At 45.2% G+C, this 21840-nt stretch carries 24 protein-coding genes; 15 read left to right on the top strand and 9 right to left on the bottom strand.

Annotated features, from left to right (window positions below):
- The first annotated feature begins 219 nt into the window (after positions 1-219).
- Together ACQEXP_RS20465 and ACQEXP_RS20470 are read left to right on the top strand one after the other, a co-directional pair.
- On the top strand, positions 220-849 hold the full coding sequence (locus tag ACQEXP_RS20465; RefSeq protein WP_426971395.1) for a chemotaxis protein: 630 nt from the start codon (positions 220-222) through the stop codon (positions 847-849).
- Complete coding sequence (locus tag ACQEXP_RS20470) at positions 827-1561, top strand: MBL fold metallo-hydrolase (RefSeq protein WP_269378525.1); 735 nt, start codon at positions 827-829, stop codon at positions 1559-1561. Before ACQEXP_RS20465 ends, ACQEXP_RS20470 begins: the two co-directional genes overlap by 23 nt.
- Before the next feature lie 75 nt (positions 1562-1636).
- On the opposite strand, the gene ACQEXP_RS20475 is transcribed toward ACQEXP_RS20470, so the two are convergent.
- The 8 genes from ACQEXP_RS20475 to mlaF form a co-directional block, all read right to left on the bottom strand.
- Positions 1637-2377, bottom strand: a complete 741-nt coding sequence (locus ACQEXP_RS20475) for a 1-acylglycerol-3-phosphate O-acyltransferase (protein WP_269378524.1) — start codon at positions 2375-2377, stop codon at positions 1637-1639.
- A gap of 118 nt (positions 2378-2495) precedes the next feature.
- The gene (murA, locus tag ACQEXP_RS20480) at positions 2496-3755 is read right to left on the bottom strand and encodes a UDP-N-acetylglucosamine 1-carboxyvinyltransferase (RefSeq protein WP_269378523.1); all 1260 of its coding nucleotides are present in this window, start codon (positions 3753-3755) and stop codon (positions 2496-2498) included.
- 9 nt (positions 3756-3764) lie between these two features.
- A complete protein-coding gene (ibaG, locus tag ACQEXP_RS20485) occupies positions 3765-4019 on the bottom strand; it encodes a BolA family iron metabolism protein IbaG (RefSeq protein ID WP_045957198.1) in 255 nt (84 codons plus the stop codon).
- A complete protein-coding gene (locus tag ACQEXP_RS20490; protein WP_426971396.1) occupies positions 4012-4341 on the bottom strand; it encodes an STAS domain-containing protein in 330 nt (109 codons plus the stop codon). The genes ibaG and ACQEXP_RS20490 overlap by 8 nt, the downstream gene beginning before the upstream one ends.
- Positions 4338-4979 carry a phospholipid-binding protein MlaC gene (gene mlaC, locus ACQEXP_RS20495; RefSeq protein ID WP_269378521.1) on the bottom strand — a complete coding sequence of 214 codons (642 nt, stop codon included), beginning with the start codon at positions 4977-4979 and terminating at the stop codon, positions 4338-4340. Before mlaC ends, ACQEXP_RS20490 begins: the two co-directional genes overlap by 4 nt.
- 10 nt (positions 4980-4989) lie before the next feature.
- Positions 4990-5466 (bottom strand): outer membrane lipid asymmetry maintenance protein MlaD, encoded by a 477-nt coding sequence (mlaD, locus tag ACQEXP_RS20500; protein ID WP_138971430.1) that lies wholly within the window; start codon positions 5464-5466, stop codon positions 4990-4992.
- A 2-nt stretch (positions 5467-5468) separates the two neighbouring features.
- Positions 5469-6257 carry a lipid asymmetry maintenance ABC transporter permease subunit MlaE gene (mlaE, locus tag ACQEXP_RS20505; RefSeq protein ID WP_138971429.1) on the bottom strand — a complete coding sequence of 263 codons (789 nt, stop codon included), beginning with the start codon at positions 6255-6257 and terminating at the stop codon, positions 5469-5471.
- Entirely contained in the window at positions 6257-7054 is a 798-nt protein-coding gene (gene mlaF / locus ACQEXP_RS20510; RefSeq protein WP_269378520.1) for a phospholipid ABC transporter ATP-binding protein MlaF, read from the bottom strand. The genes mlaE and mlaF overlap by 1 nt, the downstream gene beginning before the upstream one ends.
- A gap of 243 nt (positions 7055-7297) precedes the next feature.
- Here mlaF and ACQEXP_RS20515 point away from each other — a divergent pair, with 243 nt between their 5' ends.
- From ACQEXP_RS20515 to mgtE, 12 genes are all read left to right on the top strand, one after another.
- Positions 7298-8263: a calcium/sodium antiporter gene (locus tag ACQEXP_RS20515; protein WP_269378519.1), complete on the top strand. Its 966-nt coding sequence runs from the start codon at positions 7298-7300 to the stop codon at positions 8261-8263.
- 19 nt (positions 8264-8282) lie between these two features.
- Complete coding sequence (locus ACQEXP_RS20520; protein WP_419723663.1) at positions 8283-9248, top strand: KpsF/GutQ family sugar-phosphate isomerase; 966 nt, start codon at positions 8283-8285, stop codon at positions 9246-9248.
- On the top strand, positions 9248-9805 hold the full coding sequence (kdsC, locus tag ACQEXP_RS20525) for a 3-deoxy-manno-octulosonate-8-phosphatase KdsC (protein WP_269378518.1): 558 nt from the start codon (positions 9248-9250) through the stop codon (positions 9803-9805). The genes ACQEXP_RS20520 and kdsC overlap by 1 nt, the downstream gene beginning before the upstream one ends.
- The gene (gene lptC, locus ACQEXP_RS20530) at positions 9802-10365 is read left to right on the top strand and encodes an LPS export ABC transporter periplasmic protein LptC (RefSeq protein WP_269378517.1); all 564 of its coding nucleotides are present in this window, start codon (positions 9802-9804) and stop codon (positions 10363-10365) included. Before kdsC ends, lptC begins: the two co-directional genes overlap by 4 nt.
- Positions 10346-10843 carry a lipopolysaccharide transport periplasmic protein LptA gene (gene lptA, locus ACQEXP_RS20535; protein ID WP_426971397.1) on the top strand — a complete coding sequence of 166 codons (498 nt, stop codon included), beginning with the start codon at positions 10346-10348 and terminating at the stop codon, positions 10841-10843. The genes lptC and lptA overlap by 20 nt, the downstream gene beginning before the upstream one ends.
- Positions 10844-10845: 2 nt before the next feature.
- Complete coding sequence (gene lptB / locus ACQEXP_RS20540) at positions 10846-11571, top strand: LPS export ABC transporter ATP-binding protein (protein WP_138971422.1); 726 nt, start codon at positions 10846-10848, stop codon at positions 11569-11571.
- A 50-nt stretch (positions 11572-11621) separates the two neighbouring features.
- Positions 11622-13088, top strand: a complete 1467-nt coding sequence (locus tag ACQEXP_RS20545) for an RNA polymerase factor sigma-54 (protein ID WP_269378515.1) — start codon at positions 11622-11624, stop codon at positions 13086-13088.
- Between the two features lie 26 nt (positions 13089-13114).
- Complete coding sequence (gene hpf / locus ACQEXP_RS20550) at positions 13115-13402, top strand: ribosome hibernation promoting factor (RefSeq protein WP_138971420.1); 288 nt, start codon at positions 13115-13117, stop codon at positions 13400-13402.
- Between the two features lie 4 nt (positions 13403-13406).
- The gene (ptsN, locus tag ACQEXP_RS20555) at positions 13407-13853 is read left to right on the top strand and encodes a PTS IIA-like nitrogen regulatory protein PtsN (RefSeq protein ID WP_138971419.1); all 447 of its coding nucleotides are present in this window, start codon (positions 13407-13409) and stop codon (positions 13851-13853) included.
- Positions 13853-14716 (top strand): RNase adapter RapZ, encoded by an 864-nt coding sequence (gene rapZ, locus ACQEXP_RS20560; RefSeq protein ID WP_138971418.1) that lies wholly within the window; start codon positions 13853-13855, stop codon positions 14714-14716. Before ptsN ends, rapZ begins: the two co-directional genes overlap by 1 nt.
- Positions 14717-14720: 4 nt before the next feature.
- Complete coding sequence (locus tag ACQEXP_RS20565) at positions 14721-14999, top strand: HPr family phosphocarrier protein (protein ID WP_269378513.1); 279 nt, start codon at positions 14721-14723, stop codon at positions 14997-14999.
- Positions 15000-15111: 112 nt separating this feature from the next.
- Entirely contained in the window at positions 15112-16467 is a 1356-nt protein-coding gene (gene mgtE / locus ACQEXP_RS20570) for a magnesium transporter (protein ID WP_138971416.1), read from the top strand.
- A gap of 61 nt (positions 16468-16528) precedes the next feature.
- On the opposite strand, the gene metH is transcribed toward mgtE, so the two are convergent.
- Positions 16529-20209: a methionine synthase gene (gene metH / locus ACQEXP_RS20575; RefSeq protein ID WP_426971398.1), complete on the bottom strand. Its 3681-nt coding sequence runs from the start codon at positions 20207-20209 to the stop codon at positions 16529-16531.
- A gap of 168 nt (positions 20210-20377) precedes the next feature.
- Between metH and ACQEXP_RS20580 the strand changes: the two genes are divergently transcribed.
- Positions 20378-21691, top strand: a complete 1314-nt coding sequence (locus tag ACQEXP_RS20580; protein WP_426971399.1) for a cation:proton antiporter — start codon at positions 20378-20380, stop codon at positions 21689-21691.
- Positions 21692-21840 lie beyond the last annotated feature (149 nt).

The raw sequence follows: 21840 nt of genomic DNA on the forward strand, positions 1-21840 counted from the left end.
CTTAGCTCAGTTGGTAGAGCGACGGACTGTTAATCCGCAGGTCGCTGGTTCGAGCCCAGCAGGAGGAGCCACTTTAAAAAGCCAAGTCGAAAGACTTGGCTTTTTTTATATCAACTGCAACGAAACTGTCCCCTCTCCCCTGACTTTAATATATGCCGACTTGGCATAATTAAATTTCCCTTCCTATATTTATTCCATAATATTGATAAGGAAATAGATATGGCTAGGAAGCACCTTTTCATTGTTGCAGCAGAAGTGTCAGCAGAACTCAACCGTGGTGTTCTCATCGCTAAGCAGTTGCAATTAGTGGCTAGCAATGCCCGTGCACTCGCGCTAAGGGCCGGCGATAGCGCAGCGGGTTTCCATCCTATCACTGATTCAATAGATGGATTGGTACGTTTAACGCTGACCACATCAAGTGCCATCAATCATAAAGCACAGGAGCTGAGTAAAGTGGCGACGGCAGCAGCTCGCGCTTCAGAAGTCCTTAATCATTTTGAATCCGTCTATCACCGCGCAAAAGATGCCGAATTTCTTAGTAGTCTAGATAGCACTAGAACGCAATGTCATCGTGAGTTTGAACGGCTCAATCTCACCTTCTCAAAAGATTCTAAGCAGCTCTACGCGCTGTTGCACAGCCTCTATAGCGAACTTCGGGTCGCACGTATTATTTCAACCATGCTTAGCGTAGAGGCCTCGCAAGTCGAAGAACGCTTTAAAGATCAACTCAACGCGATCGCTGAAAGTGTTCAAGAGTTCGCAGAAGCGATTCGTGAACATGTACTGCAATCTCTCAAACTGTTCTCTTTGTTCGATAAGGAAAATTATGCAATCAAAAGTTCTATATAGAGATGGCGATCACCGCTGGGTGATGTTTGCTAGAGATCCGGACAAGCCTGAAAAAATTATCGATACCAACCAATATATGATTGTGAATAAGCAGCAGGCTATCTTACTTGATCCTGGTGGTATTGAACTGTTTTCTTCCATGTTAAGCAGCGTGGTAAAGGAGGTGCCAATCGATCAGATAAAATACCTCTTCGCATCCCATCAAGATCCAGACATCATCTCTTCACTCGGTCTTTGGGATAAAGCCCTACCTTCAGCAACCCTTTATTCACCTTGGCTTTGGGAAGGATTTATTCGACATTTTGGTATGGAGTCGATCTCTTTTTCTCCAATCAAGGACGAAGGAGGAACACTCTCTTTATCGGGTCTCGATATCGAATTTATTCCAGCCCACTATATGCATTCATCGGGGAACTTCTCTGTCTATGATCCAAAGGCAAAAATTCTAATGTCAGGAGATATTGGTGCAGCGTTAGACGCTCCTGATGCGCCATTCTTTGTTGAGGACTTTGAACAGCACATTGTGAAAATGGAGTACTTCCATCGTCGCTGGATGCCATCAAATCAAGCCAAAAAGGCTTGGATAGATCGAGTACGTCAGCTCGACATTGATATGCTATGTCCACAACATGGTGGCATTTTTAAAGGCGATAATATTCAACGCTTTTTAGACTGGCTGGATAATCTTGATGTGGGTATTGCCGTGAAATGATCACTGTTCTCGACGCATAAAAAAACCAGTAGATTTGCATCTACTGGTTTATAAATACCTATTACGCACATGACGTTAGGCTTTTACGCCCTGCTGCTGATTTAGCATTGCCACTTCGGCATCAAGCGCTTCAAGTTTCGCTTCCATCTGCTCACGACAAGTGTTTGCAAGTTCACGTACATGCTCTTTACCGTATTCATCGACCTGGACTGGAGGCAGCATCTCTACGATAACATGGCCGTTATTCCAGCGGTTGAGCTTAATACCCGACGTTGAGCTACACACAATAGGAATAATAGGTAGCTTAGCGCCAATGGCGGCATGGAAAGCGCCCGTTTTAAATGGCAGCAAACCACGTCCACGTGAGCGAGTGCCCTCAGGGAACATCCAGACTGACACATCACTGTTATTCATGCTATCAACCACTTGATCAATGGTGCCTTTCGCCTTTGAACGGTTAGCGCGGTCGATTAAGATATTCCCCGTTAGCCAATATAGCTGACCAAACAGAGGCATCCACGCAAGGCTCTTTTTACCCACCGTCACGACTTTTGGCGTAACCGCAGAAGAGACTGTAAACAAATCCCAGTTATTCTGGTGGTTAGCGATATAGATATGCTGACCACGCTCATAGGCATCCTCAGGGATACGCAGCTCAAGTTTGATGCCGAAAATACGTGACATCTTGCCAAACAGGCGGCCAAAGGTAAAAACGTGTTTTGGATTACGTGGACTCAATAAACAGTAGCCGCAACCAAAAACAAACATCACAATTGCAAAAATCGCAACAGCCAATACACGTAGTAGTGCAATCATTGTGGTTCTCCAAGATCAGCGGGGAATCATTTTAATTGCCCCAGACTTTACCTGATCTGTTTTTCATAAAAAAGCCGAAACTCGCGTTTCGGCTTACAAGCGTTAGCTGATTTTATCTCTAATCGCGGAAACGTTCAATATTTGCGCCAAGAGCAGATAATTTATCTTCAATTTTATCGTAGCCACGATCAATGTGATAAATACGATCAACGATAGTTTCACCGTGAGCAATACAGCCAGCAATCACTAAGCTCGCTGATGCACGAAGGTCAGTTGCCATGACCTGAGCACCACTTAGCTCATTAACGTCACCACAAATGACAGTGTTGCCTTCGATTTCAGCTTTAGCGCCCATACGCATTAATTCTGGCACATGCATAAAGCGGTTTTCAAAGATGTTCTCTGTGATCACGCCGCCACCCTTTGCCATCATGTTAAGCAAAGTAAACTGAGCCTGCATATCAGTAGGGAAACCTGGGTGAGGCGCCGTACGAATCGTTACCGCCTTGAGTTCACGACCTGTCATATCGACTGAGATCCAATCTTCCCCCGTCTCTACCGCAGCACCCGCTTCTTCTAACTTAGCCAAAACGGCTTCTAGAAGATGCGCTTTGGTATTGCGACAAGTGACTTTGCCACCAGAAACAGCGGCTGCAACGAGGAAGGTACCCGTTTCAATACGGTCAGCAACAACTGAATGTTTACCACCGCCAAGACGCTCAACACCTTCAATTGTAATTGTGTCTGTGCCTGCACCTGAGATTTTTGCCCCAAGTTTATTTAGGAACTCAGCAGTGTCGACAATTTCCGGCTCACGTGCTGCGTTGTCCAGCACTGTCGTGCCTTCTGCCAAGGTCGCCGCACACATAATTGTAATGGTGGCACCAACACTGACTTTGTCCATCACGATGTGAGCGCCTTTCAGGCGTCCATCGACATTGGCTTTCACATACCCATCTTCAAGAGTAATGGTTGCACCCAACTGCTCTAGACCATGAATATGGAGATCAACCGGACGTGCACCAATCGCACAACCACCCGGCAATGAAACTTGACCTTGACCAAAACGCGCCACTAGTGGACCTAATGCCCAAATAGATGCACGCATCGTCTTTACTAAATCGTAAGGCGCGCAGTATTCATTGATACTGCTAGGGTCAACGTGGACAGACCCATTACGCTCGACTTTCGCCCCAAGACGTCCCAATAGCTCCATCGTTGTGTCGATGTCACGTAAACGTGGAACGTTGGCTACTTCAACTGGCTCTTCAGCAAGAATAGAAGCAAATAAAATTGGTAGTGCAGCGTTCTTGGCACCTGAGATGGTCACTTCACCTACTAGAGGCTGTTTAGAACCTATAACTCGAAACTTTTCCATTTTTAAACCTTACAGTGACATCAACTTCTTATCACGAGCCCACTCTGCAGGAGTGTAAGCTTTAATAGAAACAGCGTGGATGTCATTTCGTTGGATATATTCCATCAGTGGTGCATAAATTAGCTGTTGTTTTTTAACGCGACTCATTCCGTCGAAGCAAGCATCAACAGCAACGACTTCATAATGACTGCCTTCGCCTTTGACGTGCAGCTCTTCTAGATTCAGTGCTTCGTTTAAAATCTGTTGTACTTTTGCGCTATCCACAATTCACCCCTGTAGTATTCTTTAAATGCTTAGCAACGATTTGTTCTACATTGCTTAGCTGAAATAATGTGCGCAATTCATTCGGCACGAAACTGAGCATTATATGACAGTTTTGCTTTTTTGCATTGTCTATTAGATGAATTAACATCACCATTCCTGCCGAGTCGACTCGTTCAACCGACTTTAGCGACAACTCCATCTCACTCAAAGTGGGTTTGAACGTCTGTAGCTGTGCCCATAGGGCAGGCACTGTGTCTCTGTCCAAGTTGCCGTTTAAGGCACATTGTTGCTCACTGATCACTTGCCACTGCGGATGCATCATTGAGCTTTACTCTCAAAGCGAATAGCTTGCTGAGACAGTGCTTCTAGCTCATCAGCAACAGCAGCAATGCCCTCTTGACGTAGCTTAGTACTCCATTCAGATTGCTTACTCGAGAGCAAACTAATACCCTCAGCAATCATATCAAACACTTGCCACTCACCCGTGTTCTTATCTTTTCTTAGCTTGAACTCGAGCTTAATGTTGGGTCTTGGCGAATCAACGATATCCACTTTGACACCAATAATATTTTTGTCCGCACTATTTTTCGCTTCAGGACCGAATTCAATGGTCTGATCCGTGTACTGAGTAAGCACTTGAGCGTAAGAGCTAATGAGATAAGAGCGAAATGCGACGATAAACTTACTCACATCTTCACGTTTAGCGCCTTTTAAATTTGGGCCCAGTAACTTGAGTGCTGCGTATTTCTCATTGACGAAAGGCATAAGCTCTTCTTCAACAATCACTTTCAAATAGTTTGGATCTTGGTGAATCAGTGGTTGCTCTGACTTGAGTCGCTCAAAAGCACGCTCAGAGACCAGCTTCATCATGTCATATGGCTGAGTCTTATCAATTTCATTCGCAGCGACATTAAATGTGACAAAAAATGCCAGAAGAGTAAGTACTAACTTTCTCAACATGTTTATCTCCTTACTCATCAGAGCCGCCTACACTGTAAAGAACCTGTCCAATCAAATCTTCAAGTACAAGTGCAGACTTAGTATCTTCAATATAGTCCCCTTCCACCAGCATCTGCTCATCGTCAAATACAAAGCCTGGTGTGAGACCAATATACTGCTCGCCAATCAAACCAGAGGTAAGGATTTTCACACTAGATGTCTCTGGGAACTGATCGTACTTACTGTTGATCGCCATGGTAACAACGGGTAGTAAAGACTCACTATTCAAGTTGATCGCCGCGACACGTCCGATAACCACGCCACCCACTTTGACCGGTGAACGAACCTTCAAACTGCCAATATTGTCGAACTCAGCTTTGAGTGTATAAGTATCGTTGGAGCCCAGCCCTTTCACGTCAGCGACTTGAAAAATCATCACCAGAATTGCGCAAATTCCGGCAAGAACAAAGCTACCGACCCATAATTCAATCTTTCGAGTTTGTTGCATGATTAGTTCCCAAACATCAATGCGGTTAGTACGAAGTCTAGACCAAGTACAGCGAGAGAAGAGTGGACTACGGTGCGTGTTGTAGCACGGCTGATACCTTCAGATGTAGGTATCGCATCGTAGCCATTAAATAAAGCTATCCAAGTAACAGTGATTGCGAAAGCGATACTCTTAATCATGCTGTTACCAATATCCTGACCAAGCTCTACAGAGGCTTGCATTGCTGACCAGAAGCTACCGTGGTCGATTCCTTTCCAATCAACCCCGACAAGTTGACCGCCCCAAATACCGACAGCCATGAAAATCATCACGAGTAGAGGCATAGATATCACACCCGCCCAAAATCGTGGTGCGATCACTCGTTTGAGTGGATCAACCGCCATCATCTCCATACTGGAAAGCTGTTCTGTTGCTTTCATCAAACCAATTTCGGCCGTTAAGGCTGACCCTGCACGGCCAGCGAATAGCAAAGCCGTGACGACAGGTCCTAACTCACGTAACAATGACAACGCCACCATTTGACCTAGCGCCCCTTCCGCACCGAAGTCAACCAGAATGACATAACCCTGTAAGCTCAGTACCATGCCAATAAAAAGACCGGACAGCACGATAATGATCAGCGACTGAACACCGACTGTATAAAGTTGCTTTACCAACAATGGGAAGTTTTTAACTGGCTGTGGCTTACTCGCTAAAGCACCAAATAGCATTAAACTTGCACGACCAAACGACTCTGTTACGGATAAGGCACGACGACCGACAGAAGCCACAAAATTTGCTAAGCCTGCCATTATAAGAAGAGCTCCTCAGCTAGAGGTTGAGACGGATAACGGAATGGCACAGGGCCGTCGGCATCCCCTAAAAGAAATTGCTGCACTTGTGGATCAGGGTTAGAACGTAGCTCTTCAGGGGTTCCATGAGCAATGACTTTACCATTTGCCAGTATGTAGACTAAATCCGCAATACTCATTACTTCTGGAACATCATGTGAAACCACGACGGATGTCACACCAAGTGCTTGATTCAGGTTGCGGATCAGCTCAACGAGCACCCCCATGGTGATGGGGTCTTGGCCAACAAAAGGTTCATCATACATGATCAGGTCTGGGTCTAATGCGATAGCTCGAGCGAGTGCCGCTCGTCTTGCCATACCACCGGACAGTTCGCTCGGCATCAGTGAAGCGGCACCACGCAGCCCCACCGCTTCTAGTTTGAGTAACACCAAAGTGCGGATCAAAGACTCATCCAAATTTGTATGTTCACGCAGAGGAAAGGCAACGTTGTCAAAAACAGACAAGTCGGTGAACAGTGCCCCCGATTGAAATAACATGCTCATCTTTTTTCGCTCTTGGTAGAGCTTTTTACGACTAAGAGATGGAATGTTGTGACCGTCAAACCAGATCTCGCCACTTTCTGGGTAGATTTGACCTCCAATAAGGCGTAGCAGTGTCGTTTTACCAATGCCAGAAGGTCCCATGATAGCGGTGATTTTTCCCTTAGGTACACTCAAGCTAACGTTATCAAATATTTTGCGCTCTCCACGAGAAAACATGAGCTGCTTTATTGTAACTAGGTCTTCGGATTCCATCTTGAGCTATTACCCCTTCCCTTATGAATGGGCAATCATAAGCACATTCATTTACAATTTAAAGCACTGTTCGATTAATTGTGAGATCTTCGAATATTCTTGCCAATCCCAATAACTGAAGGCTTCTCAAATCAAATAGACAATTTGGTTAACAATTAATTGAATGAAGCGCTTCCCTTTTAATAACCAAACCGTCAAAATTAACGGTTAAATTCTCTCGTTGTATATTGATTAGGAATCATCATGTTCGAAGCCGTTGCGTTTCTCATTATTGGATTGGTCTTTTTAGTTTGGAGTGCAGATAAACTGGTATTTGGCGCTGCAGCTCTAGCGCGAAATGTGGGAATCTCTCCACTCGTGATCGGTATGACTATCCTAGCAATGGGTTCATCTGCACCAGAGATGATGGTTTCAGCAACCGCAGCCCTCGATGGGAAAACGGATACTGCCGTAGGTAACGTACTCGGTTCCAACATCGCCAACATTGCTTTAATACTAGGCATAACTGCGCTAATTAAACCGCTCTCTATCAGTTCTGCTGTACTAAGACGTGAACTGCCTCTCATGATTGGCGTTACTATCCTTGCTGGTGTGTTACTTTGGGACAGCCATTTAGGGTTCTATGAAGGTATTCTTCTTTTTGTACTGTTTGCAGCATTCATCGTTGCCATGCTTCGCATTAGCCGCAATGAGAAAAAGAACGGTGATGTTCTTATCGAAGAACAAGAGTCAGAAGTACCAGAGGGCGTAAGTAACGCTAAAGCAGCAATCTGGGTAGTGATAGGTCTTATTGTGTTACCTCTCGCAGCGGATGTGTTAGTCGACAACGCGGTGATTATTGCTCAGTACTTCGGAATGAGCGACTTAGTCATTGGACTAACCATTATCGCAGTAGGAACGAGCCTACCAGAACTGGCGGCTTCCCTTGCTGGCGTGATGAAAGGCGAAGACGATATGGCCGTCGGTAATATCATCGGTTCAAACGTATTTAATATTTTAGCGGTTATGGGGATCCCTGGTATCCTCAACCCTTCAGTCTTGAGTGAATTTGCCATGGGCCGTGATTTTTGGGTCATGCTTGGCGTTTCTTTACTACTCGTTGCAATGGCACTGGGCAAATCTCGTAGCATCAACCGTGTTGAAGGCGCAGTGCTGTTTTGCTGTTTCATTGGCTACCAAGCCTACCTCATCATGAATATGACCGCTTAACCTCATCTCGGAGCTATTTATGTTTGATTATCGCTCAGCTGCCCTAGAGGTTTTACAAACCGAAGTTGAGGCACTAAAACAACTCGACCAATACATCAATGACGACTTTATCAATGCTTGTGAGCTAATCCGTGCGAACAAAGAAGGCAAAGTCGTTGTCATGGGGATGGGTAAATCTGGCCATATCGGCAACAAGATTGCCGCAACGTTAGCCAGTACAGGCACATCGGCATTCTTCGTCCACCCGGGTGAAGCGGCTCATGGCGACCTCGGTATGATTGAACCAGGTGATGTGGTTCTTGCTATATCAAACTCAGGCGAATCTTCTGAGATTTTGAGTCTGTTCCCAGTACTAAAGCGACTCAACATTAAAATTATTAGTATGACAGGCAAGCCAGCCTCAAATATGGCAAAACTGTCAGATCTTCATCTCCAAATCACTGTGCCAAAAGAGGCATGCCCTATTCAGTTGGCTCCAACCTCAAGCACAACCGCCACTCTAGTTATGGGCGATGCGTTGGCAATGGCATTAATGCAGGCTCGCGGATTTACTGCTGAAGATTTTGCGCTGTCACACCCTGGTGGAGCACTGGGTCGCAAGCTGCTGCTAAAACTGGGGGACATCATGCACACTGGCGATAGCCTTCCTCTGGTAACGCCCAGCACCGTTGTCCGTGAAGCATTACTAGAAATCAGTCAGAAAGGTCTTGGAATGACCGCTGTGGTTGATGACCACCAGCAACTGATCGGTATTTTTACCGATGGGGATCTACGTCGAATTCTGGACAAACGCATTGATATTCATACTGCTCTGATCGGCGATGTTATGACGGTTAATCCAACCATTGCAGAACCAAATATGCTTGCGGCCGAAGGACTTAATCTAATGCAAGACAAGAGCATTAATGGTTTAGTGCTATGCGAAAACGGCAAAGTTGTCGGTGCCCTTAACATGCATGATTTACTAAAAGCCGGAGTGATGTAATGTCGAAAATGATTGAAACTTTATATCAACCAGTGGAACAATCCACATTAGAAATTGCCAAACAAATTAAACTGCTTATCTGTGACGTTGATGGCGTCTTCTCCGACGGTTTAATTTACATGGGCAACGAGGGTGAAGAACTTAAAACTTTTCATACTCGAGATGGCTATGGCGTAAAATCACTAATGAATGCTGGTATCGAAATAGCCATCATCACTGGTCGCCGTTCGCAAATCGTCGAAAATCGAATGAAAGCGCTTGGTATTTCACTGATTTACCAAGGTCAAGACGACAAAGTAAAAGCCTATCGAGACATTTGCGATAAACTCAATATCTCGCCACAGCATACTGGGTATATTGGCGATGACCTGATTGACTGGCCCGTAATGGAGCAAGTCGCACTCAAGGTTTGTGTCGCTGACGGACATCCGCTACTGGCAAAAAGAGCAAATTATGTCACCGTAATTAAAGGTGGACATGGTGCGGTAAGAGAAGTTTGCGACCTCATCCTTCAAGCACGAAACGAACTTGATGTTCATAAAGGTCTAAGTATATGAGTCTTTCTCGTATTGGCTATCTGATCCTAACTTTCATAATATGCTGGTCTGCTTACTATCTTTTCGACCAACAGCAGAGTTATGATATTCAGGTAGAGCCAGATACAGAGCTACCGATGTTTAGCGGAAAAGGTTTAGAAAATACCTCTTACACTGAAAGTGGTATCCGCAGCTACGTGATTACATCGGTAAATCTCGACCACTACGCAAAAAGTGGTGACACAATTTTTAACCAACCGGTTCTGAAGGTTTACAAAGAAGGTACCACTCAAGAGTGGGAGATAACGGCTGAACGTGGCGTATTGACCAAAGAGCATGTCTTAACGCTTTATGAGAACGTCTTAGCCACCAATTTACTTCCAGAATCAGGTTTTGACACTTTGTCCACCGATATCATGAATATTCAGTTGGACAGCAGAGACTTTTGGGCAGACAACCAAGTGATTATGGTTGGGCCTCAATTTGAAACAGTGGGACAAGCGATGACAGGCAATTTTGCCGATAATCACGCAACCCTATACAAGCACGTACAAGGTAGATATGAAACTCTCACACCTTAGTCTGATTTCTTGTTTATTTCTGTCTAGCCAAGCATTGGCGCTATCAACAGACCAGGAACAGCCAGTTTATATCGACTCTGACAGTCAACAGCTCGATATGCAAAGCAACAAAGTTACATTTATCGGTGACGTTAAGTTGAAACAAGGCAGTATCAACATTAACGCAGACAAAGTGATAGTGACTCGTGACCCGAAAGATGGCTCAATCCAAGAGATTGAAGGCTACGGCAATCTAGCGACTTTCTCGCAGCTCACTGACGATGGCAAAACTCTGTATGGTGAAGCAAAAGAGCTTTACTACGTCATGGTCGATGACCAACTAACCATGATAGATCAAGCGATGCTATCTCAAGACGATAGTGTTATCCGCGGTACTAAGATCCGCTACAAAATCTCTTCTCAAAAGCTGATTGCTGACGGTAAAGAGAAAGGCGACCGCGTATCTACCATTCTTCAGCCACAAGCAGTACAAGAATAGTTATGGCAATACTTAAAGCTGAGCACTTAGCGAAAACCTATGGCAATCGAACCGTCGTAACGGATGTAAGTCTTCAAGTAGAATCAGGCCAAATCGTTGGCCTGCTTGGTCCTAACGGAGCAGGGAAAACAACATCCTTCTATATGATTGTAGGCTTGGTCGCTCGTGATGAAGGCTCAATTACTATCGATGATAAAGACATCAGTATCTTACCGATGCACAGCCGTTCACGTATGGGGATAGGCTATCTTCCACAAGAGGCGTCTATTTTCCGCAAACTCTCAGTGGAAGATAACATCATGGCGGTTCTTGAAACTCGTGAGGAAATGACGAGAGAAGAGCGCCAAGACAAGTTGGAAGATTTGTTGGAAGAATTCCACATTCAGCACATACGCAACAGCGCTGGTATGGCATTATCTGGTGGTGAACGTCGAAGAGTTGAGATAGCAAGGGCACTCGCAGCCAATCCACAATTTATCCTGTTGGACGAACCTTTTGCTGGGGTTGACCCTATTTCGGTCATCGACATCAAGAAGATCATTGAACATCTGAGAGATCGTGGCCTCGGCGTTTTGATCACTGACCACAACGTTCGTGAAACGCTTGATGTATGTGAAAAAGCGTACATTGTAAGTCAAGGGCACCTGATTGCAGAAGGTACACCGGAGCAAGTGCTTAACAACGAACAAGTGAAACAAGTTTATCTCGGCGAGCAATTCCGTCTATGATTAAAGGGAAGAACGGTAAGATTCTCCAGCATGAAGGCAAGCAATACTGAATGAAACCCTCATTACAACTCAAGCTAGGACAGCAGTTAGCGATGACTCCTCAATTGCAACAAGCAATACGTTTGTTGCAACTGTCAACGCTAGATCTTCAACAGGAAATTCAAGAAGCATTGGATTCAAACCCTCTACTTGAGGTAGAAGAAGTCCATGACGAGCCAACGGTTGAAGACAATACCCGCAGTGAGGAAAAAGAGCCTACGGTAGAACTTGCAGATACCGCGGAACCCGACGTCAAAGACAGTTCTGAACTCATCGAAAAATCTGAAATTAGTAACGACCTCGAAATTGATACCACTTGGGATGATGTCTATAGCGCGAATACCGGCAGTACAGGCATTGCTCTCGACGATGACACTCCGGTTTATCAAGGTGAAACCACCCAGTCTTTGCAAGACTATCTCATTTGGCAGCTTGACCTGACGCCATTTAGTGAAACAGATCGAACCATCGCCCTCGCCTTAATTGATGCCATTGATGACTACGGCTACTTAACCGTTTCCACTGAAGAGATCTTAGAAAGCTTCAATAACGAAGAAATTGAGATCGAAGAAATTGAAGCTGTACGTAAGCGTGTCCAACAATTTGATCCTCTTGGCGTAGCCTCCGTTAATTTGCAGGACTGTCTACTGCTGCAACTAGCCACTTATCCTGAAGACACTCCTTGGCTCGCAGAAGCGAAACTAATTCTTACCCATCACATCGATCAGTTAGGCAATCGAGATTACAAACTGATCATTAAAGAGACTAAACTGAAAGAAGCGGAGATACGCGAAGCTCTCAAACTCGTTCAGCAGCTCGATCCAAGACCGGGGAGCCGTATTGCTTCAGAGCACGCTGAATACGTCATTCCTGATGTCTCAGTTTACAAAGATCACGGTAAGTGGGTTGTAACGATCAACCCAGATTCAGTTCCAAGACTGAAAGTAAATCAGCAATATGCGGCCTTAGGTAAAGGCAACAGTGCTGACAGTCAGTATATTCGCAGCAATTTGCAAGAAGCAAAATGGCTGATTAAAAGTTTAGAAAGTAGAAACGAGACTCTGCTCAAAGTTGCTAAGTGTATTGTTGAACATCAGCGCGATTTCTTTGAGTATGGAGAAGAAGCCATGAAACCTATGGTGCTGAATGATGTCGCTCTCGCAGTCGACATGCATGAATCCACCATATCAAGGGTGACGACGCAAAAGTACATGCATACCCCTCGTGGCATTTTTGAATTGAAGTACTTCTTTTCAAGTCATGTCAGTACTGACAATGGCGGAGAATGCTCATCAACTGCAATTCGAGCCCTCATCAAGAAGCTTGTCGCTGCCGAAAACAGTGCCAAACCACTTAGTGATAGCAAGATTGCTGCTCTACTCGCTGACCAAGGGATTCAGGTCGCTAGACGAACAATCGCTAAATACCGAGAGTCACTAGGTATTGCACCGTCAAGTCAGCGCAAACGCCTGCTATAAGGCCTAAAAACCGAGAAGGAAAGTCTATGCAAATCAATATTAATGGCCATCACGTTGATCTAACCGATTCAATGCAAGACTACGTAAACGAAAAGTTTCAAAAGCTAGAACGCTTTTTTGACCACATCAACAGCGTACATGTTGTATTAAAAGTTGAAAAACTACGTCAAATCGCAGAAGCTACCCTTCACGTTAACCAAGGTGAAATTCATGCATCTTCTGACGATGAAAGCATGTATGCAGCCATAGATTCGCTCGTCGACAAACTTGTTCGACAGCTCAACAAGCACAAAGAAAAGCTAAACGCCCACTAAAACCATGCAACTAAGCGAAATCCTTACATTGAACTGCACGAAAAGTGCAGTTCAATGTACTAGTAAAAAAAGAGCCCTAGAGCTGATCAGTGAACTCGTCGCTGAACAGACAGGCCAAAACTCAACTGAATTATTTGAATGTATGCTAAGTCGCGAAAAAGTCGGCAGTACTGGCATTGGAAATGGAATTGCCATTCCCCATGCTCGTATGCAGTCCAGCGATAAAGCAGTTGCAGTTTTACTGCAATGTGAATCTCCGGTTGAATTTGATTCTATCGATAACCGCCCTGTAGACCTACTTTTTGCTCTTCTCGTGCCTGACGCGCAATGTAAAGAGCACCTTAAAACCCTTTCTAGTATGGCAGAGCGTTTAAACGATAAGCAGATCCTAAAACAGCTTCGCAAGGCTCAGTCTGATCAAGAGCTTTACGACATCATGGTCAATCAATAATGCGTCTCATCGTTGTAAGCGGCCAATCAGGCGCTGGAAAAAGCGTCGCATTGCGAGTTCTCGAGGATCTTGGCTATTACTGCGTTGATAACCTCCCCGTCGATTTGCTCGAAGTCTTCGTCAAAACAGTTCAGTCCAGTAAGCAAAACGTTGCTGTTAGCATCGATATTCGTAATCTGCCCACTGAGCCAAATCTTGTCGAAGACGTACTGGCTAAACTTAAGCAAGACTCGGATGTTAGCGTTCTATTCTTAGATGCGAACAAAGACACCTTGCTTAAACGCTACAGCGAAACTCGTCGAATCCATCCCTTGTCATTGAGTTTAGGCAATACTTCACTCGAACAAGCGATCGAAAAAGAGAGATGTATTCTATCCCCGCTGAAAGAACATGCCGATTTGGTCATCGACAGCAGCAACCAATCTCTGCACGAACTCAGCGAAACCGTGCGCATGAGAGTTGAAGGTCGTGAGCGTAAAGACCTAGTCATGGTGTTCCAGTCATTTGGCTTTAAGTATGGACTCCCAAGTGATGCAGACTATGTCTTCGATGTTCGCTTCTTACCTAATCCACATTGGGAGCCAGATTTGCGCCCTCTAACTGGATTAGATGCACCGATTAAGTCTTTCTTAGAAGGTCACCAAGAGGTAATGGAGCTGAAGCGTCAGATCCAAAAATTTATTGAAGACTGGCTACCCTTATTAGAGAAAAATAATCGTAGCTACCTGACCGTTGCGATTGGATGCACGGGCGGAAAACACCGCTCCGTCTATCTTACTCAGCAAATTGGCGAGTACTTTGCCGAAATGGGACATCAAGTACAAATACGCCACGCCTCATTAGAGAAAAATCATAAGGAATAAGTTTATGCAGCAGCAAAGTCGTACTGTGTTAATTCAAAACCGTCTTGGGCTTCATGCTCGTGCTGCTGTAAAACTGGTTGAACTTGCCCAATCATACGACGCCATTCTGACGATCCAAAACCATGAAGGTAAAGAAGCCACTGCCGATAGTGTTATGGGGCTACTGATGCTGGAATCAGCTCAAGGAGAGCACGTTACCATTAGCGCCGAGGGAAACGATGCCCATCCTGCGTTAGAGGCCGTCTGCCATCTTATTGAAGATAAGTTTGATGAAGATGAGTAATCCTCGTAAATGGTCTAACTAAATGACCTTCCTTCACATTAACTTATTAAATCCATCCTAAAATTCGGTTACTATTCATAGTATTGTAGGAATATAGAGTCAGGGGGAATCAATGGCAGAGCAAATAGAGTTCGATCAAGCTCACCAAGCCCTGAAAGAAGTTACTGAAGCGCTAGAAAATGGCCGTTTTGTCCATGTCCGTCGTCAATTGCAGGACATGGAACCGGAAGATATTGCCCATCTATTAGAAGCATCACCTCGTAAAAGCCGTGAAGTTCTTTGGCAGCTCACCGACCCAGAAGATTATGGTGAAATCCTCGATGAACTGAATGAGGATGTCAAAGACGATCTGGTGTCTAGAATGGCACCAGAAAAGCTGGCAGAAGCAACCGAAGGTATGGAGACGGATGATGTCGCTTACGTTCTTCGAAGCCTACCCGATGATGTTTCAAGAGAAGTTTTATCTCAAATGGACGCAGCAGAGCGTCTATTAGTTGAAACTGCCCTTTCCTACCCAGAAGACACCGCCGGTAGTTTAATGAACACCGATGTCATCACTATTCGTGGTGATGTCGATGTCGACGTTGTATTACGTTATCTACGCATGAAAGGCGAATTGCCGGAAGCAACCGACGCACTCTACGTTATCGATGAAGAGAGCCGACTGATCGGCGAATTGCCGATCACAACACTCATCACAACGCAACCAGACGTCAAAGTCAGTGATGTGATGGAAGATGCCGACGAAGCTATCGATGTGACGATGAGCGACTCAGACATAGCGAGCTTGTTTGAACGTCGTAACTGGATTTCAGCTCCTGTAATCGACGACAAGCAGCACCTTGTCGGACGTATTACTATCGATGACGTTGTCGATGTTATTCGTGAAGACGCAGAACACTCGATGATGAGTATGGCGGGTATGGATGATGACGAAGATACCTTCGCCCCTGTTGTAAAATCAGCACGAAAGCGCAGTATTTGGTTAGGTGCCAATGTTCTTGCAGCTCTTGCCGCGGCATCGGTCTCCAATATGTTTGAAGCCACTCTCGATCAGATGGCCGCGATCGCCGTGTTGATGACCATTGTGCCTTCTATGGGCGGGGTTGCGGGTAACCAAACCGTCGCTCTCGTGATCCGTGGTCTAGCGCTTGGCCATATCGGTGATTCCAACAAGCGTGAACTACTGATGAAAGAGGCGGCCATCGGCCTACTCAATGGCATCATGTGGGCATTGATTATCGGGGGTATTGTCGTTGCTTGGAAAGGAAACTGGATGTTGGGTGGAATCATCTCAGCAGCGATGTTAACCAACTTGTTTGTTGCTGGTGTTGCCGGTGTAACCATTCCGATCCTACTCAAGAAAATGAATATCGATCCAGCCCTCGCAGGGGGAATGGCTCTAACAACCGTCACCGATGTCATTGGTTTGTCGGTATTCCTCGGACTTGCGACAATCCTGATTTAGTCTCAGATACATATTAAAAAGCGCAGCTCATTGAGCTGCGCTTTTTCTATCGGGAAAGGCTCTAGCCGTTAATGTTAGGACCCAACCATTTCTCTGCTTCAAGCATATCCCATCCTTTGCGCTGCGCGTAACTTTCAACTTGATCTTGTTGGATCTGTGCGATCGCAAAGTAACGAGAATCTGGATGTGAGAAATACCAGCCCGAAACAGACGCCCCAGGGAACATCGCGTAACTAGACGTTAAGGTCATCCCTATCGTCTCTTCGACTTTCATCAACTCCCACAATGGGCCTTTCTCGGTATGTTCAGGACAAGCCGGATATCCAGGTGCAGGACGAATACCTTGATACTTCTCTCTAATGAGCTCTTCATTAGACAAGTTTTCATCTTTGGCATAACCCCAGATCTCTTTACGTACCCGCTCATGCAGATACTCAGCGAAGGCTTCAGCCAATCGGTCAGCAACCGCTTGAATCATGATCGCATTGTAGTCATCACCCTGCGCTTTGTACTGGTCAGCCAGCTCCCGCTCATTGATACCACCTGTTACAGCAAAGGCACCAATCCAATCTTTTTTGCCCGACGCCTTAGGTGCAATGTAATCAGACAAACAGTAGTTAAAGCCTTTAGGTTTCTCGGTTTGCTGACGTAAGTTATGCAGAACTTTAGCGACTTCAGTACGAGATTCATCAGTATAGACCTCGATATCATCGCCAATACTTGCAGCAGGGAAAAGAGCACACATTCCTCGTGCCTGCATCAAACCTTCTTGTTCAACACGATCGAGCAGTTCATTCGCATCTTCAAAGAGACGCTTCGCTTCTTCACCCACCTCTTCATGTTCGAAAATAGTGGGATACTTACCCACCAACGACCATGTCATAAAGAATGGCGTCCAATCGATGTACTTACGCAAGGTTCCGATATCAAAATCGTCAAACACATGCACACCCGGCTTAGCAGGAACTGGCGGTGTGTAATTGTCCCAGTCAATGGCAACCTTGTTCGCTCGTGCTTGTTCAAGAGTGACAGGCTTAGTACGTGGCTTTTTGCGGTTATGCTGATCACGTACACGTACATAATCTGCATCAAGCTTTTCAACAAAGTCAGGGCGCAGTTCATTTGAAAGCAGCGAGGTACACACACCAACCGCTCGAGACGCATTGTTTACGTAAACAACGGGATGTTTGTAGTTCTGCTCTATCTTAACAGCGGTATGAGCTTTAGATGTGGTTGCGCCACCAATCAAAAGCGGCAAATCAAAATTAAGACGCTCCATCTCTTTGGCAACATGAACCATTTCGTCGAGTGAAGGGGTAATTAAGCCAGAAAGTCCGATGATATCGACATTCTTTTCTTTGGCGACTTTAAGGATCTGTTCACACGGAACCATCACCCCAAGATCGATAATTTCATAGTTATTACATTGCAAAACGACACCAACGATATTCTTACCAATATCGTGAACATCACCTTTCACCGTTGCTAATAGAATCTTACCGTTAGTCGATCCCGCCTGTTTGCCCGCATTGATAAATGGCTCTAGGTGGGCAACGGCCTGCTTCATTACACGTGCAGACTTCACCACCTGAGGTAGAAACATTTTACCTTCACCAAACAGGTCACCGACGACGTTCATACCATCCATGAGAGGGCCTTCAATCACCTCTAACGGTTTGGCAGCATTAACGCGCGCTTCCTCAGTGTCTTCAACAATAAACTCAGTAATACCTTTTACTAAGGCATGCTCTAAACGTTTTTCAACAGGCCAAGTACGCCACTCAAGTGCCGACGCGTCTTCTTCTTTACCTACACCCTTGTTTGCGTACTCCGCAGCAATATCCAGTAACCTCTCAGTACCATCATCGCGACGGTTGAGCACCACGTCCTCAACCGCTTCACGCAGCTTCTCGGGTACGTTGTCGTATATCTCCAGTTGCCCAGCATTTACGATGCCCATATCCATGCCGTTTTTAAAACAGTGGTAGAGGAACACAGCATGAATCGCTTCTCGAACGTAGTTATTACCTCGGAAGGAGAAGGAGACGTTCGAAACACCACCGGAGATCATCGCATAAGGTAGGTCGCGTTTGATGTCTGCTACCGCTTCAATAAAGTCCACCGCATAATTGTTGTGTTCCTCAATGCCCGTTGCAACAGCGAAAATATTTGGGTCGAAAATGATATCTTCAGGTGGGAAACCGACTTCATTGACTAAGATATTGTAGGCATTCGTACATATCTCTAGTTTACGTGCACGCGTCTCTGCCTGACCGATTTCATCAAATGCCATGACAATAACAGCGGCACCGTAACGGCGAATCAACTTAGCCTGTTCGACAAATTTCTCTTTACCCTCTTTAAGAGAAATGGAGTTAACAATGCCTTTGCCCTGAATACACTTTAGACCCGCTTCAATGACTTCCCATTTAGAGGAATCGACCATGATAGGGACTTTCGAGATTTCTGGCTCAGATGCACATAGATTTAGGAAACGAACCATACTCGCCTCCGCATCCAACATGCCTTCATCCATATTAATGTCGATGATCTGTGCGCCGTTCTCTACTTGCTGGCGGGCAACCTCTAACGCTTCGTCATAGAGTTCTTCTTTGATCAATCGTTTAAAGCGTGCAGAGCCCGTAACGTTTGTTCGTTCGCCGACGTTAACAAACAGAGTTTCCTTCTCAATCGTTAATGGTTCAAGACCTGATAAGCGACAAGCTACCGTCAATTCAGGAAGTGCTCTTGGTTTTACCCCAGCTACCACCTTTGCCATTTGGCGAATATGCTCAGGCGTAGTACCACAACACCCGCCAATTAAGTTAAGGAAGCCACTTTCTGCCCACTCTTTGACATGAACCGCCATGTCCGAAGGAGAAAGGTCGTACTCACCAAAAGCATTCGGCAAACCCGCATTAGGGTGTGCTGAAACAAATGTTTCTGAGATACGTGAAAGCTCTTCAACGTATGGTCTTAACTCATCAGGGCCAAGGGCACAGTTAAGTCCAAATGAGATTGGCTGAACATGACGTAGAGAGTTATAGAAGGCTTCGGTTGTTTGACCGGACAATGTACGACCCGACGCATCGGTAATCGTACCTGAGATCATAACTGGTAGGCTAAAACCCAGCTCTTCAAAAACACTATCAACCGCGAAGGCACAAGCCTTGGCATTCAAAGTGTCAAAAATGGTTTCAATAAGGATAAGATCAGACCCGCCTCGGATCAGGGCACGAGTCGATTCAGAATACGCTTCGACTAACTGGTCAAAGCTAACATTGCGATAACCAGGGTCATTTACATCCGGTGAGATAGAACATGTGCGGTTAGTAGGACCAAGCACACCGGCAACATAGCGAGGCTTATCTGGCGTTTTCGCACTCCATTCATCGGCAACTTCTCTTGCCAATTTTGCGGCGGCAAAGTTAATCTCTTCGCTGAGGCTTTCCATATCATAGTCAGCCATAGCGATAGTCGTCGCATTGAAAGTGTTGGTTTCAAGAATATCCGCACCTGCATCAAGATAAGCCGCGTGGATATCTCTAATTAACTTTGGCTGTGACAACACTAGTAGGTCATTATTACCCTTCAAATCACAGTGCCAATCTGCAAAGCGCTCGCCTCGGTAGTCTTGCTCTTCCAATTTGTAATCTTGGATCATGGTGCCCATACCACCATCAATCAATAAGATACGTTGCTTTAATTGAGCTTCAATCTGTTGCCTTACATTACTTCCCACGGTACTGCCTCATTCCTTTATTTATGCCTCCATCCTATCACAGTTATTAAAGGAGTCTAGACGTCTAAAAGATCAAATTGATGACTTACTTATGACAAAAAGTGTTTGCTATTTGTACATAGTAGGCAGAAAATCCCCATTCATAATTTGTTACACAATGAGATTCTAATGTCGGTCTACTACACACTGTGCTTCCTGTCTGCAGCAGCGATGTTGATTGCTTTTATAAACAGCAAGATAGGTAAGATGCAAACTACCATCGCGATTACCGCTGGTTCGATGATGCTTTCGCTACTTATCTTAATTGCTGGTCAGAATGATTGGTTCCACCTGACTGAAATCGCTTCAAACACGGTATCCAGCATTAACTTTGAAGACTTTCTTCTAAAAGGGATCCTTGGATTTCTGTTATTTGCGGGCGGATTAGGAATCAAACTTCCCAATTTGAAAGATCAAAGATGGGAAATCACAGTGCTTGCACTCGGTGCGACCCTGTTTTCGACATTCTTTATAGGCTTTGTACTGTATGGATTCTGTCAACTGATCGGCATTCAATTCAATCTCGTTTATTGCTTACTATTTGGCGCACTGATCTCGCCAACCGACCCTATCGCTGTTCTTGCCATCGTAAAGAAACTGGATGCACCAAAACGTATTTCAACCCAAATCGAAGGTGAATCTCTGTTTAACGATGGCTTCGGCTTAGTAATCTTCGTGACTATTTTTACCATCGCATTCGGCACAGAAACACCAACGGTGGGTAGCGTGACATTGCTGTTCATTCAAGAAGCAATCGGTGGTATTGCCTATGGCTTCGCTCTGGGACTACTTTTCCACTACTTGATTAGTGCGACAGATGATCACTCTATGGAACTGCTGCTCACGATTGGTGTACCAACGGCCGGTTATGCGTTTGCTGAAGTGATACACGTTTCAGGCCCGCTAGCTATGGTAGTGTCAGGTATCATGATAGGGAACTGGACTCGCTTTATCGGATTCTCTAAAGAAAGTGAAGACCACTTAGACCACTTCTGGGAGCTGGTAGATGAATTCTTAAATGGCGTGCTATTCCTGCTCATTGGTATGTCTATGTTGCTATTCGAGTTCCATAAAGAAGACTGGATTCTAATGGCGTTCTCCATCCCGTTAGTGCTCGCAGCTCGCTACCTGAGTGTATTCTTCTCTTACATTGGCTTCAAACGCTACCGTAAGTACAACCCTTGGTCTGTAAGGATACTCACTTGGGGTGGCCTCCGAGGTGGACTGGCATTAGCGATGGCGCTATCAATTCCATCGGGTATCTGGGTCATTCAGGATAAGCTGATAGATGTAAAAGAGATCGTGTTGGTCATGACATATTCAGTAGTGGTATTTTCTATCCTTGTTCAAGGCTCAACCATCACTCCTATGATTGAAAAAGCGAAACTCAAACAGAAGGAGATCGACGAAGAGTGCAATCTTGAACAAGCCACCCAAGAGTAAGTGTGATACTCAGAAAGACATTCAAAGGCAGCCAAATGGCTGCTTTTTTTATGGGTGCAACTTTGAGGCTAAAGGCTAAAGGCTAAAGGCTAAAGGCTAAAGGCTAAAGGCTAAAGGCTAAAGGCTAAAGGCTAAAGGCTAAAGGCTAA

Source organism: Vibrio sp. TRT 1302 (assembly GCF_050113875.1).
In the GTDB taxonomy this organism is placed as follows: domain Bacteria; phylum Pseudomonadota; class Gammaproteobacteria; order Enterobacterales; family Vibrionaceae; genus Vibrio.